12 protein-coding genes are annotated in these 18,673 nt (G+C 63.7%); 3 read left to right on the top strand and 9 right to left on the bottom strand.

The features are described 5' to 3' along the window. The first annotated feature begins 502 nt into the window (after positions 1-502). Positions 503-2,479, top strand: coding sequence for a M23 family metallopeptidase (locus EN808_RS00785; protein ID WP_167531484.1), 1,977 nt, complete (start codon positions 503-505; stop codon positions 2,477-2,479). 3 nt (positions 2,480-2,482) lie between these two features. Here the strand turns inward: EN808_RS00785 and EN808_RS00780 are convergent, their stop codons facing one another. Then, entirely contained in the window at positions 2,483-4,048 is a 1,566-nt protein-coding gene (locus EN808_RS00780) for an MFS transporter (RefSeq protein ID WP_135914937.1), read from the bottom strand. A 151-nt stretch (positions 4,049-4,199) separates the two neighbouring features. On the opposite strand from EN808_RS00780, the gene EN808_RS00775 reads away from it, so the two are divergent. Continuing rightward, positions 4,200-4,832, top strand: coding sequence for a TMEM175 family protein (locus EN808_RS00775; protein ID WP_135914936.1), 633 nt, complete (start codon positions 4,200-4,202; stop codon positions 4,830-4,832). Here EN808_RS00775 and EN808_RS00770 read toward each other — a convergent pair. The 8 genes from EN808_RS00770 to EN808_RS00735 all read right to left on the bottom strand — a co-directional run bounded on the left by EN808_RS00770 (position 4,806) and on the right by EN808_RS00735 (position 16,593). Continuing rightward, positions 4,806-6,326, bottom strand: a complete 1,521-nt coding sequence (locus EN808_RS00770; RefSeq protein ID WP_127280792.1) for a L,D-transpeptidase family protein — start codon at positions 6,324-6,326, stop codon at positions 4,806-4,808. The genes EN808_RS00775 and EN808_RS00770 overlap by 27 nt on opposite strands. A gap of 150 nt (positions 6,327-6,476) precedes the next feature. Next, positions 6,477-6,842, bottom strand: a complete 366-nt coding sequence (locus EN808_RS00765) for an MmcQ/YjbR family DNA-binding protein (protein WP_127280793.1) — start codon at positions 6,840-6,842, stop codon at positions 6,477-6,479. A gap of 59 nt (positions 6,843-6,901) precedes the next feature. After that, positions 6,902-9,508 (bottom strand): ATP-dependent chaperone ClpB, encoded by a 2,607-nt coding sequence (clpB, locus tag EN808_RS00760; protein WP_135914935.1) that lies wholly within the window; start codon positions 9,506-9,508, stop codon positions 6,902-6,904. Positions 9,509-9,728: 220 nt separating this feature from the next. Beyond that, positions 9,729-10,724 carry a DUF4167 domain-containing protein gene (locus EN808_RS00755; protein ID WP_135883452.1) on the bottom strand — a complete coding sequence of 332 codons (996 nt, stop codon included), beginning with the start codon at positions 10,722-10,724 and terminating at the stop codon, positions 9,729-9,731. A 302-nt stretch (positions 10,725-11,026) separates the two neighbouring features. Further along, entirely contained in the window at positions 11,027-11,905 is an 879-nt protein-coding gene (gene prmC / locus EN808_RS00750; RefSeq protein WP_127278442.1) for a peptide chain release factor N(5)-glutamine methyltransferase, read from the bottom strand. Next, positions 11,898-12,977, bottom strand: a complete 1,080-nt coding sequence (gene prfA, locus EN808_RS00745; RefSeq protein WP_135914934.1) for a peptide chain release factor 1 — start codon at positions 12,975-12,977, stop codon at positions 11,898-11,900. Before prfA ends, prmC begins: the two co-directional genes overlap by 8 nt. A 10-nt stretch (positions 12,978-12,987) precedes the next feature. Further along, a complete protein-coding gene (gene ptsP / locus EN808_RS00740) occupies positions 12,988-15,258 on the bottom strand; it encodes a phosphoenolpyruvate--protein phosphotransferase (protein WP_127278444.1) in 2,271 nt (756 codons plus the stop codon). An 81-nt stretch (positions 15,259-15,339) separates the two neighbouring features. Further along, positions 15,340-16,593: an aspartate kinase gene (locus EN808_RS00735; RefSeq protein ID WP_127278445.1), complete on the bottom strand. Its 1,254-nt coding sequence runs from the start codon at positions 16,591-16,593 to the stop codon at positions 15,340-15,342. A gap of 233 nt (positions 16,594-16,826) precedes the next feature. On the opposite strand from EN808_RS00735, the gene EN808_RS00730 reads away from it, so the two are divergent. Continuing rightward, the gene (locus EN808_RS00730; RefSeq protein WP_135915243.1) at positions 16,827-18,665 is read left to right on the top strand and encodes a CHASE3 domain-containing protein; all 1,839 of its coding nucleotides are present in this window, start codon (positions 16,827-16,829) and stop codon (positions 18,663-18,665) included. The last annotated feature ends 8 nt before the right edge of the window (positions 18,666-18,673 follow it).

Raw genomic sequence — 18,673 nt, 5'->3', positions numbered from 1 at the left:
TCTTGAATTTCGCTGAGGGCAGTCTTAGAAGCAAACTTCTTCGTCGCCAGCGGCGCACCGCCCTCGTTCGTGAGGCGTATATAGTCGCCACCTACCAAAACTGTCAACACACCTTCGCAAAGTTTTTGAACTTTTTGCGACAGAAATTTTGGGCACGCTTTGTGGATAGCCGACTGCCCCAGGGGAACAGGGGATAACAGGAGGCCACGGCCACGAAGGAGCCCTATTGCCGCCGCATTGCCGTTCGACACCAAGGCCAACAAGAGAGGCGCAAGCACAGCCGTGCAATGGCGTCTTTATTGAGCCTCGAAGGGGCGCGCGCGGGAGTCTTATGAATGAAGGCACGCCGCCCGCTTTTCAGAGCGCTCTATAAGAGAAGTGCACGAGGGGAATTCGACCGGGGCCCGAGGCTTCGTTGACTTAACCTGCCGTGACAGGCAAATGTCATGGCCACAACAAAAGCGACAAGCCGTCCCGCCCGGGGAAGAAGCAGCCTTTCTGGATGCCAGATACGGAAGATGTCATAGCCGAACTCGGCAATGAGCCGCCGCTTATCGCGGATGGCCGCAGCGGCCCGCCCGATCGGCGTGAGGTTTCCGCGCGCTGGCTGTCGGGAACATTCCTCACCGGCGTGACCTCGAGCGTGCTGATGGGCGTGGCGCTGTTTGCCGCCCTAGACGGGCGCCAGCAACTGGCGACCCCACCAGAGATCGCCGAACTGATTGGCCTCGCCAGCAATGGCGATTCCGGCGAAGTGGCCAAGACCACCAGGCTGGTGGCGCCGCGCCAGATTGCCAAGGCCAAGGACCGTCGTCGCATGGAAGTGTCGATGGTTACCAAGGTCGGCGACCGCGATGTCATCCACACCATGCCTTTCGTGCAGATCAAGATGGCGCTCGCCGCCGGGCACACCACTAGCCGGCCCTACCCGCCCTTCGACCCGATGCAGGTGTTCGGCAACGATAGCGACGACGGCGCCGCCGCACAGCCGGCGGCGGCGGCGTCCGCCGCTTCCGGCCAGATCTACGGCGCCAAGGTCGAAAGCGAGATGAGCCTGAAGACCGTCGATTTCCCGATCGAGACGGCCTCCTTCGACGAAAAGGGCGACCTTTCCGCCGACGAAGTTGAAAAAGTCGTGCGCGAAGCCGGCACCGACCTCAGCGACGGCGCCGTACAGGTCGCTTCGCTCCATTATGTCGACCCGCAGCGCTTCGGCGATGCTTTTGCCGAAAGCATGGCCGGCTCCTATGACGTCAAGATCGTCCCCGAAAACGTCTCCGTGGCGCCGCGCGCCAACGCTGACGACCAGGCGCCGGCTTTCGCCGAAGAAATCATCCCTTTCACCAAGGACACGGACCTCACCGAGGCCTTTGCCGATTCGGGGTACACGGGCGACGATGCCACCGGCATGGCCGAAGCGATTGCCAAGCTGCTCAACGCCCCGGCGCTCAAGGCCGGAACCGTGTTGCGCGTCGGTCTCGAGGTCCATGGTGACGCCGCCAAGGTGGTTCGCACCAGCGTCTACGACAAGGCCACGCACATCGTCACCATCGCGCTCGACGATCGCGGTCAGTACGTGCCGGCGCAGGAGCCGGAACCCAATCCCGAATTGCTGACGGCGTTCGATGACTCGTCGGCTCCGGTGGTGGTGCGCGGCAACCTGCCGAACATTTATGACGGCATCTATCGGACCGCCTATTCCTACGGCATGTCCAAGGCGATGACTCAGCGGCTGATCAAGCTGCTTGCGTCCGATGTCGACTTCCAGTCGCGGCTCAATCCCGCCGATCGCCTCGAAGTGCTGTTCTCGCAGCCCGATGGCGATGACCAGACCTCCGACAATTCCGAGCTCCTCTACGTCTCGGCGACGTTCGGCGGAACGACGCGCAATTTCTACCGTTTTCAAATGCAGGACGGCAGCACGGATTATTTCGACGAGAATGGCAGCAGCGCCCAGCAGTTCCTGCTGCGCAACCCACTGCCGAACGGCAGATTTACCTCCGGATTTGGCGCTCGCAAGCACCCGATCCTTGGCTATGTCCGCATGCACACCGGCACCGACTGGGCAGCGCCCATCGGGACGCCGATCATCGCCGCGGGCAATGGCGTCATCGAGAAGGCCGGCTGGGCCGGCGGCTATGGCAAGCAGATCATCATTCGCCACGCCAATGGCTACGAAACCTCCTACAATCACCAAAGCGCCTTCGCCAAAGGCATCGCCGAGGGCGTGCGCGTCCGCCAGGGCCAGGTTATCGGCTATCTCGGTCAGACTGGCCTGTCCACCGGACCGCATCTTCACTACGAGTTGATCGTCAACGGCACCAAAGTCGATTCAATGCGTGTGCGCTTGCCGGTCGGCAAGGTGCTGAAGGGCGACGACCTCGTCGCCTTCAAGCGCGAGCGTGAACGCATCGACGATCTCCTGAAGCAGGAAGACGGCAACTCGCTGAAGGTCGCCAGCGCAAAGATCGAAGGCTGAGTCTTAGCCTTTGTGCTGCCGAGGTTCGGCGCGCCGCGGCCACGGCAGCGCCTCGCCGGAAATCGTCATCCACGCAATGACAGCGGAAAGCAGGCATAGCAGCGCGGTTACCGAGGAGACGGCGGAAAAAGCGGCGTCGCTGGCGGCGATTCTTGCCGCATCGAGTGCCGGCGAAAGTCCCGTTGGCGGCGGTTCGCCGAAGCCAGGCAGGCCGGGCCCGGCGTTTCCCTCCAGGGCATTGGCGTAGATCCAGGCAGCGAGCGACCCCATCGCCGCCACCGCGATCAGACCGCCGATGCGCGAGACGGCGTTGTTGATGCCGGAAGCCGCGCCGGTGTCCTTGTCTTCCACCGCCGTCATGATCGCGGTCGACAATGGCGACACGACCAACGCCATGCCGAGTCCCATCAGCGCCATCAACGGGAAGATGCCAGTCCAGAAATGGTGAAAGCCGGCATGGGTGAGCAAGGCCAGCCCGGCGAAGGCAATCGCCACGATCAGACTGCCGCAGGCAATTGGAAGACGTGGCCCGATCCGGTCCGACAGCTTGCCGACGGGTCCTGACAAAAGCGCGATCGCTGCGGACAGCGGCAGGAAGATGAAGCCGACCCCGGCCGTGCTCAGCCCCCAACCGGCTATCAGCAGCATCGGCAGGTAAAAAAGATTGGCCGACAGCGCGAAATAGAGGAAGAACGTCGCGACATTGGCCCCGGCGAAAGCACCGATGCGAAACAGGCTGAGGTCGATCATCGGCTCGCGCTGCCGCCGCTCGAACAGGATGAAGACTACAAGCAGCACGGCGCCGGCGGCAATCGTTGGACCGGCCATGCGGCTCTCGCCGCTGGCGCTCATCGAAGTCAGCCCATAAGCGAGCGCTCCGAAGGCCAGCGTCGCAAGCGCACCACCGGCAAGGTCAAGGCTGCGTTTCTGCGTCGGCGCATCGGCCGGAATCTTGGCGAGCAGCAGATAGATCGAGATCAGGCCGAGTGGCAGGTTGACGGCAAAGATCGCCCGCCAGATGCCATCGCCGAAAGCCGACAGCACCAGGCCGCCGAGCACCGGGCCGAGAGCGGTGGTCAGCGCCGAGGCCGCCGCCCAGATGCCGATCGCGCGACCGCGTTCCTTCTTCGGATAAGCCTTGGCGATGATGGCGAGACTGCCCGGCACCATGATCGCGGCGCCAATCCCCTGGAGAGCGCGAAAAGCGATCAGCACGACAGCGTTCGGCGCCAGCGCACAGGCAAGCGAGGCCGCGACGAACAGCGCAATGCCGGCCACGAAAGCACGGCGGAGCCCGAACCGGTCGCCTGCAGCACCGCCGGCGAGGATCAGCGCCGAGAGCGTCAGCGCATAGGCATTGGAGATCCACTGCGCCTCGGCAAGGCTGGCGCCGAGGTTGACGCGGATCGCCGGCATGGCGATCGCCAGGATCGACCCGTCGATGAAGCCGAGCGCCGAGGCCAGGATCGCCGCGACCAGCACATAACGCCGCTGCGATTGCGGGCAGAACGTGCCATTCGCGACCGGAGCGGTCAGCGGAACGGCGGCGGCTTCATTGGGTGAATGCATGCCACCTGATTAGACCGGCGGCGCACCGGCAACAACCAGCCAGAGACTGGTTGCCCTTGAAACCAGCCCTATTGCTAGGGATCGCATCTGCCCCGATGCAAACCGCGGCAGTCATGCTAGGTTTTCTCCAGAGCCGGGGGCAGGAGATTCGATGAAGCGTCCACTCGAAGCCTCCGTTGAGGGGCGCGGCCGTATCGTCGGTATCACCGATGGCGTATTCGCCATCGCGCTTACCCTGATCGTGCTCGAGATCAGGGTGCCGGTGCATCAGGCGATTCATTCCGAACACGATCTGCTTGTCGCCATCGCCGCACTGGCGCCCCGCTTTCTGACCTATGCCTTGAGCTTCCTGACCCTGACCATCTTCTGGTTCGGCCAGCAGGCGCAGCATGGTTTGATCGCCAAATCCGACAGGCGGCTGGCCACGCTGAACCTGTGCTTTCTCGCCTTCATCGCGCTCTTGCCGTTCTCGACCGACTTGCTGGCTGATTTCCTCGAATTCAAGACCGCGGTGCTGGTCTACTGGGTCAACCTGCTGATGCTCGGCGTCACGCTGTTCGCCAGCTGGCGCTACGCGGATAAGAACGGCTTTGTCGCGGAAGATGTTGACGCGCAGACGAGGCGCACGGTCTATCTGCGCATCGTCAAGGCCCAGATCCTGTGGGCGGTCGGCGGCGCACTCTGCCTGATCAGCCCGCTGCTCAGCGTCGGCTTCATTCTGGTCGTGCAGTTGATCTATGCCGCGGCGCCACGCGGCTCATTGCTGCGCAACGTCATCGGCTGAAGGTCCGCCAAGGAATTCCACGGTAACGCCTGGCGACACCAGCTTGGCGAGCTCGCGCGCGTCCCAGTTCGTCAGGCGGACGCAGCCATGGCTTTCGGTCTTGCCTATCTTCGACGGCTCGGGCGTTCCGTGGATGCCGTAGGTCGGTTTGTCCAAGGCGATCCAGACCGACCCGACAGGTCCGTTGGGGCCTGGCGGAACGGTAAGAATCTTGTCGTTCTCGCCTTGCTTGAAATTGATGTTCGGATTGTAGGTGTAGTTCGGGTCGAGCGCGATGCGCGACACGGCGTGGATGCCGGTGGGCGACGGCGTGTCCGCCGAGCCGATGGTGGCCGGATAGGCTGCTACCAGCTTGCCGCCACCATCGTAGGCGTACACCTCTTTCTTGGTCTTGTCGGCGACGATGCGCACGACCGGCGTAGACACCAGCTTGCCGAAATTGGCGACCTTGATGATCGTGCCGGGGCGGTTGAACTCGAGGCCCTTGTTGATCGACTTCAGATAGTTCTCGTCCATGTGGAAGCGCTCCGCCAGCGCCTCGGTGACAGAGGTGTAGCACATGCAGTTGAGCTGCGCCTTCTGACTGTAGTCTTCCGGGATGGAGGCGACATACGGCCCGGCTGCGTCCTCCGCCGTGATGGTGTAGTTGGCGAAGGCATCGCCGCCGGATTGCGAGAGTGCTGACTGGATGCCGACCGCATCGGTCGATTTGAGGCTGCTGCCGTTGATCTCGTTGTAGGCGGCGAGCGCCTTGTCGACATTCGAGCCGAAGCGCCCGTCGATGACGCCAGGCGAAGCACCGCCACGGTCGAGCAGCACCTGCAGCGCTGCCACATCCTGGCGTGCGCCCAGCGAAAGCGACGGGTCGACCGACGTCTTGCCGCCAGCGTTTGGCGGCAATGCCGCCTGGTCGGAGGGCGCCTGTTCCGTCGGATCTGCCGGCTGGAGGGGGTCTATCGACGCCTCGTTCAGCGGTTGGCGCTTGATGGTGCCCGGCTCTGCCGGCTGCGGCGCATCGGGATAATTGTTATCGTAATTGCCTTCGTCCTGCGGTGCCGGCGGATAGGCATCGACTGAATTGCTTCCGTCAGGGTCGTATTCGTCGGCTGGTGGCGGGATGACCCGGCCCTCTTCTTCCAGTTGCTTGCGGCGGAAGCGTGCCATGTCCTGGGGATCGTCGAGATAGTAGCGATCATCGTCGGCGGGGGCACGGCCGAGTTCTCGCATCCGCGTCTCGCGGCGCAGCGCCCGCCGGTCGAGCCTGGTCTGCGGCGGCTGGATGGCGATCACCTTGCCGGTATCGGCATCGACGATGACGCGGTTGCCCCTGGCATCGTAATAAATGTCGAGATTGCCGTCCTGGGCGAGCAGAATGCCGCCACTCTCGGCCGCGCGAACAGGCTGGGCCGCGCCGTCATGCGTCGGCGCCGCGAACGCGTTGGAAAACACCAGTCCCGCAGCAAGCGCCGAAAGGGTGAAGATAGTGCGCAGCATAGTAGCGAAACTCTCCGGTCCGTATGTGCCGCCGCCCGGCATTGTGCAGTTCGGCGAACCCCTTCGCCAGCAAACCAGTTACCCACCATATGGTTCCATCATGAACCGGGCATGAAGATGGCGGTCTTCCGACGCCTCGAGGAATATTAGCTAGCCCACGCCAAGCCCCAATTCCTTGCGCGCCTGCTTCGTCAGCTTCAGAGCAACCAGGCGATGACTCTCGCGCAAATAGTCCTTCAGCGCACCATCATCCATGCTCTGGCTTGTCTGACGCTGGATCCACTTCATGCCGCGGGAGGCAAGATAGGGCGCGGGGCGCAGGCCGGGCTGCTCCTTGAGCACGTCATAGGCAAAATCGGAGCATTTGAAGGTGACGAAAAGCTGCTCACCCTGATCCCAGCCACCGATCGCAAACACCTTGGTCCCGGCCTTCCAGACATGGGCGCCGCCCCATTGCACCACGTGGATCGTTGCCGGCAGCGAGCCGCAGAAGCCGTTGTAGTCGTCCAGCGTCATCCGGCCCCCCCATGATATATGAAGACGCCGCGCGCCCATACTGGACACGCGGCGTTGGATCAGGCCGCCGCCTCGGCGGCGACGATCGTCGGCCTGGAGCGGAAATTCAGCCGGTCGGAACCGGCCGTAACCTTGACCGTCGAGCCGTCGAGAATCTCACCAAGCAGGATCTTTTCCGCCAGCGGATCCTGCAGCTCCTTCTGCATCACGCGCTTCAGCGGCCTGGCACCATAAGCGGGGTCGTAACCCTTGGCCGCCAGCCACTCGACCGCCTCGGGATCCAGCGACAGCGTGATCTTGCGATCGGTCAGCAAGCTCTCCAGCCGCTTGAGCTGGATTTCGACGATGCGGTCCATGTCCTTGCGGCGCAGCCGGTGGAACAGGATCACCTCGTCGACACGATTGAGGAACTCGGGCCGGAACGATGCCCTCACCACGCCCATCACCTCGTCCCGTACGGCATCGACATCCTGGTCCTCGCCGAGATTGACCAGATATTCCGCGCCGAGATTCGACGTCATGATGATCAGCGTGTTGCGGAAATCGACGGTACGCCCCTGCCCGTCGGTGAGCCGGCCGTCATCGAGCACCTGCAAAAGCACGTTGAAGACATCGGGATGCGCCTTCTCGATCTCGTCGAACAGCACGACCTGATAGGGCCGGCGCCGCACCGCTTCGGTCAGCGCGCCGCCTTCCTCATAACCGACATAGCCGGGAGGCGCGCCGATCAGCCGGGCGACGGAGTGCTTCTCCATGTACTCGGACATGTCGAGGCGCACCAGCGCCGTTTCATCGTCGAACAGGAAGTTGGCCAAAGCCTTGGTGAGCTCGGTCTTGCCGACGCCGGTCGGGCCAAGGAACATGAACGAGCCGATAGGCCGGTTCGGATCCTGCAGGCCTGCACGCGCGCGCCGCACCGCCTTGGAAACGGCTTGCACCGCCTCGCCCTGGCCGACAACACGCTTGCCGATCTCGTCTTCCATGCGCAACAGCTTGTCGCGCTCGCCCTGGAGCATCTTGTCGACCGGAATTCCGGTCCAGCGCGACACGATATGGGCGACGTGGTCGGGCGTGACCACTTCCTCGACCATGCCGGCCTTGCCGTCCTGGGCTTCGGCCTCCTTCAGCTTCTTTTCCAACTCGGGGATCTTGCCATAGGCAAGCTCCCCGGCGCGCTGGAACTCACCCTTGCGCTGGGCAATGGCAAGGTCGTTGCGCGCCTCGTCGAGCTGCTTCTTCAGATCGGCGGCAAGCCCAAGCTTCTGCTTCTCGGCCTGCCACTTCGAAGTAATCTCGCTCGATTCCTCCTCAAGGCCGACAAGTTCCTTTTCCAGGCGGGCGAGCCGGTCCTTCGAGGCTTCGTCCGTCTCGACCTTCAGCGCCTCGCGTTCGATCTTGAGCTGCATGATGCGGCGGTCGATCTCATCCAGCGCCTCAGGCTTGGAATCGACCTGCATCCTGAGCCGCGAGGCGGCTTCGTCGACCAGGTCGATCGCCTTGTCCGGCAGGAAGCGGTCGGCGATGTAGCGGTTGGACAGCGTCGCCGCCGCCACCAGCGCCGAATCGGAGATACGCACCTTGTGGTGCTGCTCATATTTCTCCTTCAGGCCGCGCAGGATCGAAACCGTGTCCTCCACCGTCGGCTCGTCGACGAAGACGGGCTGGAAACGGCGGGCAAGGGCTGGATCCTTTTCGACATGCTTGCGGTATTCATCGAGCGTGGTCGCGCCGACGCAGTGCAGTTCGCCGCGCGCCAGCGCCGGCTTCAGCAGGTTCGACGCATCCATGGCGCCATCGGCCTTGCCGGCGCCGACCAGTGTGTGCATCTCGTCGATGAACAGGATGATATTGCCACTGGCCGAGGTGACTTCGGAAAGCACGGCCTTCAGCCGCTCCTCGAACTCGCCGCGATATTTGGCGCCGGCAATCAGCGCGCCCATGTCGAGCGCCATCAACTGCTTGTCCTTCAGCGATTCAGGCACGTCGCCATTGACGATGCGCAGCGCCAAGCCTTCCGCGATCGCCGTCTTGCCGACGCCCGGCTCGCCAATCAGCACCGGGTTGTTCTTGGTGCGGCGCGACAGCACCTGGATGGTGCGGCGGATCTCGTCGTCGCGGCCGATGACCGGATCGAGCTTGCCCGCGCGTGCGTCGGCGGTCAGATCGCGCGCGTACTTCTTCAGCGCGTCATAGCCCTGTTCGGCACTCGCCGAATCGGCGGTGCGGCCCTTGCGGACGTCGTTGATGACCTGGTTCAGCGCCTGCGCGGTGACGCCGGCCTTGGCCAGGATTTCGGCCGTCTTTGCCGATTTCTCCATGGTAAGCGCCTGCAGCAGCCGCTCGACGGTGACAAAACTGTCACCGGCCTTCTTGGCCAGGTCCTCGGCGGTCGAGAACACCTTGGCCAGCGGCTGAGCCAGATAGAGCTGGCCATTGCCACCCTCCACCTTGGGCATCGCCTCGAGCGCCGTCTCGACGCCGAGCTTGACGTCGCGGACATTGCCGCCGGCACGCTCGATCAGCGACGCGGCCAAGCCCTCGTCATCGTCGACGAGGACTTTCAGAATGTGTTCGGGGGTGAATTGCTGATGGTTGCGGGAGAGCGCCATCGTCTGCGCGGACTGGATAAAGCCGCGCACGCGCTCTGAGTATTTCTCAAGGTTCATATCTGTCTCCTTCCATCACCAGCCCGCTTTGCGGCACCGGATCAGATTGCGGTGACGGACCCGCCCATTCGAGCCGGATCCCGTTCAGCCGAGATATGGTGCATGGGGCATGCTGTCTCAAGACGCATTGATGTCTGTCAATCGATAATATTCCACGTCAGCCCAAACGAAAACGGCGGGGATTTCTCCCCGCCGTTCAATGTCTTGCGGTGCCGTTCGATCAGTTGTCGATGTCGGTGATCACCGGCTCGGCGCTGCCGCCGTCGACCGGAGCCGCGGCCGTCTCGCCCGCATCCGCATTGTCGCCGCCACCCTCGACCTGGTCGGGATTGGTGCGCGGACGGCGCGGACGCCGTGGGCGGCGAGCAGCACCGCTCTCGGCCGCCTCGTTGAGTTCGGCTTGAGCGGCCAGACCTGCCGGTGAGAAATTCTCGAACCGTGGAGCCGGCTCGGCTGCCGCCACGGTCTCGGACGGCGAAGCGGGCTCTGCCTGCACTTCAGTCTGTCCCGAGGCCTCGTTGCGCTGCTGCTGGCCGCCTTGTTCGGCCGAAGCATAGTCGCGCTGGCCGTTCTGGCCGTAGCCGCCGTTAGGGCGACGATCGCGATGGCGCCCGCCATTGTTGTTGTCGCGGCCGCTGTTGTTGCGCCCGCCATTGTCACGCCCGCCATTGTCGCGCCCGCTATTGTCACGATTGTCGCGACCGTCCCGGTTTAGCGCAACCTCGGCCGGCATGCCCTCGATCACCGGCTGCGGGCCAGCGCCGTGGTTGACCACGGGAATCTGTGGATCGGAACCAGCATTGCCGCTGCTATTGGACGCCCCACTGTTGCCGGCCCCACTGTTGCCAGCATTGTCGAACTCGTCGCGATCCTCATCGCCGTCCTCGTCGAACTCGTCGCGGTTCTGCTGGACGTTCTGGATCGGCATCTGTGCCTGCGCGGCGGCAATGATGCGATTGTAGTGCTCGGCGTGCTGGAGATAGTTCTCCGCCATGACCCGGTCGCCGGAACTTTGCGCATCGCGGGCCAAGGTGGCGTATTTTTCGGCGATCTGCTGAGCCGATCCACGGATCTTCACGTCCGGGCCGTTGCTCTCGTAGTTGCGCGTCAGGGGATTTGGTCCCTTGCGGTTGTTGTTATTGTTATTGTTATTGCCACCGCCGCCGCCATTGTTGTTGCGACCGCGCATGCGCCTGTTCTGCTGTTGTGGCCTCATTAGACTCTCTTCATAGTGAAATTTTCGAAAAACTCTTCACGAACGGAGGCGCTCATGCAGCCAGCCGTTTCGTTTCTTCACCGGCGTTCGCCCGCATCGATTGCGTTGGCGCCACGTGCCATCCTGTTCCGGTTACATCACTTGCCGGACGATTCCCGCACGAAGCTTGGGCGTCGTTTGCGCAAGAAGGCAGCTATTTCCAAGGAAACCGAATCGCTAAGAGCACTGCCTGCTTCGTCTCATCCGGTAAGGCGACCCTAGCTGCATTCCCCGGCATTGCCAAGCGGTTTTTTCGCACTGCGTCAAGGTGTTGCCCGTTGAAAAACAAGAACCCTGTCGTTTCCGCCGAGATCGCAAAACACCTCGCCGCCCGCGTAACCGGCCGCGCCAAATATATCGTTGACCTCGTTGCTTTGCGTGTGGCCGATCTCGACCGCAATCCTGCCTTCGGCTTTCAGAAACCTTGCCGCCTCGGCGGCGATGATCCTGTAGGGGTTCAACCCATCCACGCCGCCATCCAAGGCCAGGCGCGGGTCGAAATCGCGGACTTCGTCCTGCAGATTTCCAATGTCTTGCGAAGGTATATAGGGAGGGTTTGCGGCAATTACATGGTATCGGCCGGAAACTTTTTCGAACCAGTCCGACTGAACCGTCATGAACCGGCCGCCGAGCCCGAACTGCACGGCATTGCGGGCCGCCATTGCCAGTGCGCCGGCGGAAATGTCGACACCGGTGGCGGTCGCCGCCGGCACGACGCTCAGCAGCGCCAGGGCAATGGCGCCCGTGCCGGTGCCGAGGTCGAGGATGCGGCATACCCCCTCCCGTGCGGCCACCGCCTTGACAAAGGGCAGCACCGCCTCGACCAGTGTCTCGGTGTCCGGTCGCGGCTCCAGCGTCTCCGGTGACAGCGACAGGCGCAAACCGTAGAATTCGCGATAGCCCAGGATGCGATGCACCGGCTCGCCACCGGCTCGCCGTCTCAGGGCGTCGTCGATCGCGGCGATGGCGTTTGCGTCGATCATGCGTTCGGGGTCGGCGATGGCCTGCGTACGCGTCGTGCCGGAATAGTGCTCGACGATCAGCCGCGCATCGAGCGCGGGATCATCGACACCGGCCGCGGCAAGATTGGCCCGCGCTTTCCGCAGCAGCGGCCCCAGCGCCTCGGGCGAATGCTCAGCCATCGAGGCCGATATCGGCCAGCAGCTTCGATTGGTGATCGGCGATCAGCGCCTCGACGATTTCGTCGAGTTCACCCATCATCACCCGGTCGAGCTTGTAGAGCGTCAGGTTGATGCGGTGGTCGGTGACGCGGCCTTGCGGAAAATTGTAGGTGCGGATGCGCTCCGAGCGGTCGCCGGAGCCGACCTGCGACTTGCGCGATTCGGAACGCTCCTCATCCGCCTTGCTGCGCTCCATGTCATAGAGCCGGGCCCGCAGGATCTGCATGGCCTTGGCCCGGTTCTGGTGCTGCGACTTCTCCGCCTGCACCACCATGATACCGGTCGGCAGATGGGTGATGCGGACCGCCGAATCGGTGGTGTTGACGTGCTGGCCGCCGGAGCCCGAGGCACGCATCGTGTCGATGCGGATGTCCTCGGCCCTGATGTCGATGTCGACCTCTTCCGCTTCCGGCAGCACGGCGACGGTGGCGGCGGACGTGTGGATGCGCCCGCTGGCCTCGGTTGCAGGCACCCGCTGGACGCGATGCACCCCGGACTCGAATTTCAGATGGGCGAACACACCCTTGCCCGAGATCGTGGCGATGATTTCCTTGAAGCCGCCGGCATCGCCGTCGCTCGCCGATACCGTTTCGAACCGCCAGCCGCGTTCGGCGGCGTAGCGCTCATACATGCGAAACAGGTCGCCGGCGAAGAGCGCCGCCTCATCGCCACCGGTGCCGGCGCGGATTTCGAGGATGGCGTTCTTGTCGTCGGCGGCATCCCTGGGCAGAAGCAGGATCTGGATGTCCTTCTGCAGCGCCTCGATGCGATCTTCCACTCCAGGCAGATCGGCTTCGGCGAGCGCCCGCATCTCGGCGTCTGTGCCCTTGTCGGCGAGCATCGCTTCGAGGTCGGCCTGCTCATGCTCGGCCGAGCGCAATTCCCTGACCTTGGCCACCATGTCCTGCAACTCGGCATATTCCGATGCCATCTTCACATAGGCATCCGGCGCCGGTCCGGCCGACATCTGCGCTTCGAGCATCTCGAAACGCTTAACGACTTGATCCATACGATCGCGGGGCAAATTGACCATGATGCGGGTGCTACAACGGGATCGAGCGGTCGTCGGCGAAGGCCTGCAGCAACGCCCGCATCGGCAGCCCTTGCGCCGGCGCCATCAGATTGTCGTCGAAGAAAGCCTTCAGCTCCTCCAGCGGCAGCTCCGTCAGCATCGCCTTGACCGGGCCGATCGAGGCTGGCGACATCGAGATCGAGCGGAAACCGAGGCCGATCAGCGCCATCGCCGAGATCGGCTTGCCGGCGAGTTCACCGCACAGGGTGACGGGCGTATGATTGCGTGCGCCGGCGTCGGCGATCTGCTTGAGCACGCGCAGAAATGGCGCCGAGAGCGTGTCGAAGCGATTGGCCAGTTGCGTATTGCCGCGGTCGACCGCCATGACGAACTGGAACAGGTCGTTCGACCCGACCGAGACGAAGTCGACCGCCTTCATTAGTTCGTCGAGCTGGAACAGAAGCGACGGCACTTCCAGCATGGCGCCCAGCTTGAGACTGGTCGGCAGGTGGTGGGCGAAGCGTGAGAGATGCCGCACCTCGCGGTCGATGATTTCGCGCGCCTGGGCGATTTCGCCAAGTTCGGTCACCATCGGCAGCATCAACTTGAGTTCACGCCCGCCGCTGGCCTTGAGCAAGGCGCGGATCTGGGTGCGCAGCAAGCCCGGCCGGTCGAGCGTCAGGCGGATCGCGCGCCAGCCGAGCGCGGGATTTTCTTCCTGGATCGCGCCCTTGAAGTAGGGCAGCACCTTGTCGCCACCGATGTCGATGGTGCGGAAGGTGACCGGCTTGCCGCGCGCGGCCTCGAGCACGTCGCGATAGAGTTTTTCCTGGGCCTCGGCGCGTGGAAAGGTCGAAGCGACCATGAATTGCAGTTCCGTGCGGAACAGGCCAATGCCGGCAGCTCCCGCCTCGGCAAGCTGCGGCAGGTCGACGGCAAGCCCGGCATTCATCAACAGATCGACCTGGACACCGTCCCTGGTCGTCGACGGCTTCTTGCGCAGCTCGCGGTAGACCTCCTGCCGGCGCGCCCGGAACCGCACCTTTTCGGCATAGGCGGCTTCGAGATCGGACTGCGGCCGCAGATGGATCGCGCCTTCCTCGCCGTCGACGATGATGGGGTCGCCGTTTTCCGCCATGGAAACGGCGCCCTTCATCTGGCCGGCGACCGGAATACCCATGGCGCGCGCGACGATGACGACGTGGCTGGTCGCCGCGCCATCCTCGAGCACCAGGCCACGCAGCTTGTCACGCGGATAATCGAGCAGTTCGGCAGCGCCCATCGAGCGGGCGACGATGATGGCGTCCTTCGGCAGCGAGGCCGCGACATCCTCGGGCCCGCGGCCCATCAACTGGCGGAGCAGCCGGTTGGCGAGATCGTCGAAATCGCTCATCCGCTCGCGCAGGTAGGGATCGGTCATGTGCAGCATGCGGGCACGCATGTCGCTCTGCACCTTTTCCACCGCCGCTTCCGCTGTCAGGCCGTTGCGGATCGCCTCTTCCAGCCGGCGCACCCAGCCGCGGTCGTTGGCGAACATGCGGTAGGCTTCCAGCACCTGGCGATGCTCGCCCTCGAAGGCGACATCGCGGCGTTCCAGCATGTCGTCGATCGAGAGCCTGAGCGAACCGAGCGAGGCTTCGAGCCGGCGGACCTCTTCCTCGCTGTCCTCGTTGAACAGATTGGTGACGACGATGCGCGGCTCGTGCAGCACGACATGGCCAAGCCCGACGCCGTCGTTGAAGGACAGGCCGGTGAAGCTGACGGGCCGGCGCAGGTCGAGTTCGAGGCCCGGCCGGGTCAGCCGCGCCAGATCGCCGGTGGCGATCATCTCGGCGATGACCATGGCGGTGGTTTCCAGCGCCTCGACCTCGTCGTCGCGGTAGTGGCGCATGGTCTTGTTCTGGACAACCAGGACGCCGAGCGTACGCCCTGCCCTGAGCACCGGGACGCCGAGGAAGGAATTGTAGATCTCCTCCCCGGTCTCCGGCAGGTAGGCGAAGGCCGGATGTTCCTGTGCGTTGGACAGGTTGAGTGGCCTGGCACTCGCCGCGATCGTACCAACCAGGCCTTGTCCCAGCCGCAGTTGCGCCAGGTGGACAGCGTTCGGGTTCAGGCCTTCGGTGGCGTAGAGTTCGAGCACCGAATCGGCGCGCAGCACATAGAGCGAGCACACTTCGGCGACCATGTTGGAGGCGATGTCGCGCACGATGCGGTCAAGCCGCTCCTGCGGCTCCAGCGGCTCCTGCATGAGCTCGCGGAGCCGTTTCAGCAAAACGCGCGGGCCGCTGGCCTGGTCACGCATCGCGGCTTCTTCTCCAATGAAACACTTGCCGCCGCAGTTTCCGCCGCGGCCGGCATGCGCGCAACAACTGATTCAGTCTTGCTACTGCTTATCCAGACCGTAGACGGAATGCAAAGTGCGAACCGCCAGTTCGGTATAAGGACCGTCGATCAGTATCGAAATCTTGATCTCGGAGGTGGTGATTGCGCGGATGTTGATCGCCTTGTCGGCCAGCGCCTTGAAGGCGGTGGCGGCAACACCCGCATGGCTCCTCATGCCGATGCCGATGACCGAAACCTTCGACATGCCGGCTTCCGACTGCACGACATCGTAGCCGATCTCGGCCTTCAGCCGGTCGAGCACGGCCAGCGCCTTGTCGACATCGCCCGACGGCACGGTGAAGGTCATGTCGGTCAGCTTGCCGTCCTCGGAGATGTTCTGGACGATCATGTCGACATTGATGTTGGCCTCGGCCAGCGGGCCGAAGATACCGGCGGCGACGCCTGGCCGGTCGCCGACACGGCGCAGCGAAATCTGCGCCTCGTCCTTGGCGTAGGCAATTCCGGTGACGACCTGCTGTTCCACGATCTCTTCCTCGTCGCAAATGAGCGTTCCCGGAGGATTGAGCAAATCCCCCATTCCGGGCGCATCGGGATCGTCGAAGGACGACCGCACGAAGGTACGCACCCTGTGCACCATGGCAAGCTCGACCGAACGCACCTGTAGAACCTTGGCGCCGAGCGAGGCCATTTCAAGCATTTCCTCGAAGGAGATCTTGGCCAGCCGGCGCGCCTTCGGCTCGATGCGCGGGTCGGTGGTGTAGACCCCGTCGACGTCGGTGTAGATGTCGCAGCGGTCAGCCTTGACCGCGGCGGCGATCGCCACGGCGCTGGTGTCGGAGCCGCCGCGGCCAAGCGTTGCGATGCGGTTGTCCGGTCCGATGCCCTGGAAGCCGGCGACGACCGCCACCTGCCCCTCGCCAAAGCGCTTGACCAGGAAGGCGCCGTCGATGTCGAGGATGCGCGCCGCGCCATGCGCGTTGTCGGTCTTGATCGGGATCTGCCAGCCCTGCCAGGAACGCGCGTGCACGCCCATGTTCTGCAAGGTGATGGCAAGCAGGCCGGCCGTGACCTGTTCGCCGGAAGCGACGACCGCGTCATATTCGCGTGCGTCGTGCATTGGCGAGGCCTCGCGCGTCCAGCCGACCAGTTCATTGGTCTTGCCGGCCATCGCCGAAACCACCACCGCCACCTCGTGGCCGGCATCGACTTCGCGTTTGACGTGACGCGCCACGTTGCGGATGCGGGCGATGTCGGCGACGGAGGTTCCGCCGAATTTCATCACGATACGCGCCATGGAAGCGAAATGCCTTTGACTGGAGCCGGCCCGGAGCCGAAAACGGAAGAAAAGCGCCCGGCTGGCGCCGGCTGCTGGATGCGCGGCCTCCTTAGCCAAATGAGGAAGGTTTCGCAAGGCTGACCGCAGCAACACGGAATATTGCCTTCCAGGCCGGCGCCGCTTACCAAATGCTGCTTGCGGGGAATTCCTTTGGTTCGGCATAACTGATGATTGCTCGTCTTCGGCGCGCCATGCGATTGCAACCGCTCCCGATTGTCGCCGGCTTCGCCGCGCTGGCGTTGATCGTCGGCGCCCGAGCCGTGCTCGTCGAGAGCCAAAGGGCCAATCGTGCCGCCGCGCGCGAAACAATCGAATACCAGGAGCAGCTTTCCGGGCTGCTTTCACTGGCGCAAGACGCCGAGAGTAGTCAGCGCGGCTACCTGTTGACCGGTGAAAAATCCTATCTGGAGCCTTATCGGAAGGCCGTCGAGGCAATTCCGGGACAATTGGCGCGGATCGAGAGCGCGGCCACTCCCGACGACCAGATCGTCCAGCAGATCAGCCACATCAAGGAAGCGCTTTCGCAAGAGCAGGCTGAGTTGTCCCAGACGATCGCCCTCTATGATCGAGGCGATGCGGCAAAGGCCCTGCAACTGGTCCGCAGCGGCCAGGGCAAGGCGGCCATGGACGAAATCCGGGCCAGCATGGACACGATCCGGCGTATTGGCGCCGCCGCCGTGGCCGCGCGAGACGAGCAAACCGACCGGGTCGAGGCCTGGTTGCGCATCGGCTCGCTGGCTGCGTTGCTGGCGATTTTCCTGCTTGGCGTCTGCACCATCCGTCAATCCCGCCGCCGCTTCCGCGATGTGCTCGTCGTCCAGGAAGAGCTGATGCGCAAGAACATCGAGCTCGGCAACGAGATCCAGACGCGGGAAAATGCCGAATCCCAGATGCGCCAGATGCAGAAGATGGAAGCCGTCGGGCAGTTGACCGGTGGGATCGCTCACGACTTCAACAACATGCTGGCGGTCATCCTCAGCGCGATGAACCTTGCCCAGCGCAAGCTGAAACGGGGCGAACATGACATTGAAAAGCTTGTCGAGGCCGCGACGGACGCGGCCAGCCGTGCCGCCGATCTGACCTCCCGCTTGCTTGCCTTCTCCCGCCTGCAGCCTTTGGCGCCGCAGGTTGTCGACACCAACCGGCTGTTGACCGGCATGTCCGATCTTCTGCGCCGGGCCCTGGGTGAAGGCATCCGCATCGAAACCGTGCTTGCGGGCGGCCTGTGGAAAACCCATGCCGATCCTTCCCAACTTGAGAACGCGATCCTCAATCTGGCCGTCAATGCCCGCGATGCCATGGATAATGACGGCAAGCTGACCATCGAGACCGTCAACAGCCACCTCGACGAGGCTTATGCATCGACGCATGCCGAGCTCGCGCCTGGCCAATATGTGATGATCGCGGTAACCGACACCGGTGCGGGCATGTCGCCCGAGGTCATCGCCAAGGCCTTCGAGCCCTTCTTCACGACGAAGCCGGCCAACAAGGGCACGGGACTTGGGCTGAGCCAGGTGTTCGGCTTCGTCAAACAGTCGGGCGGCCACGTCAAGATCTACTCCGAGCCCGGCGAAGGCACGACGATCAAGATCTATCTGCCCCGGTTTTTCGGACCAGAGGAGCCGGCATCGCCCACCGGGCGCGGCAAGAGCGCCGCCAAAGTCACCGAGACGATCCTCGTCGTCGAGGACGACGCCCGCGTGCGGGCTGCCACGACCGACGTCATGCGCGACCTCAGCTACACCGTCATCCATGCGGCAGGTGGACCGGAGGCCCTTGAGAAGCTCGCCGCGACACCCGGCATCGCCCTGCTTTTCACCGACATCGTCATGCCGGTGATGAATGGCCGCAAGCTCGCCGAAGAAGCGCTCGCGCGCCAGCCCGGATTGAAAGTCGTCTTCACCACCGGCTTCACCAGGAACGCCGTGGTCCACAACGGCGTGCTCGACCATGACGTGCACTTCCTGGCCAAGCCGTTCACCATCGAGCAGCTGGCGGCCAAGCTGCGCGACGTGCTGGACTCGAAATAGGCTGGCCT

This window comes from Mesorhizobium sp. M8A.F.Ca.ET.165.01.1.1, from assembly GCF_004792065.1.
In the GTDB taxonomy this organism is placed as follows: domain Bacteria; phylum Pseudomonadota; class Alphaproteobacteria; order Rhizobiales; family Rhizobiaceae; genus Mesorhizobium.
Note: the sequence above shows the minus strand (reverse complement) of the source record. Positions and strands in the feature narration are given on the sequence as shown.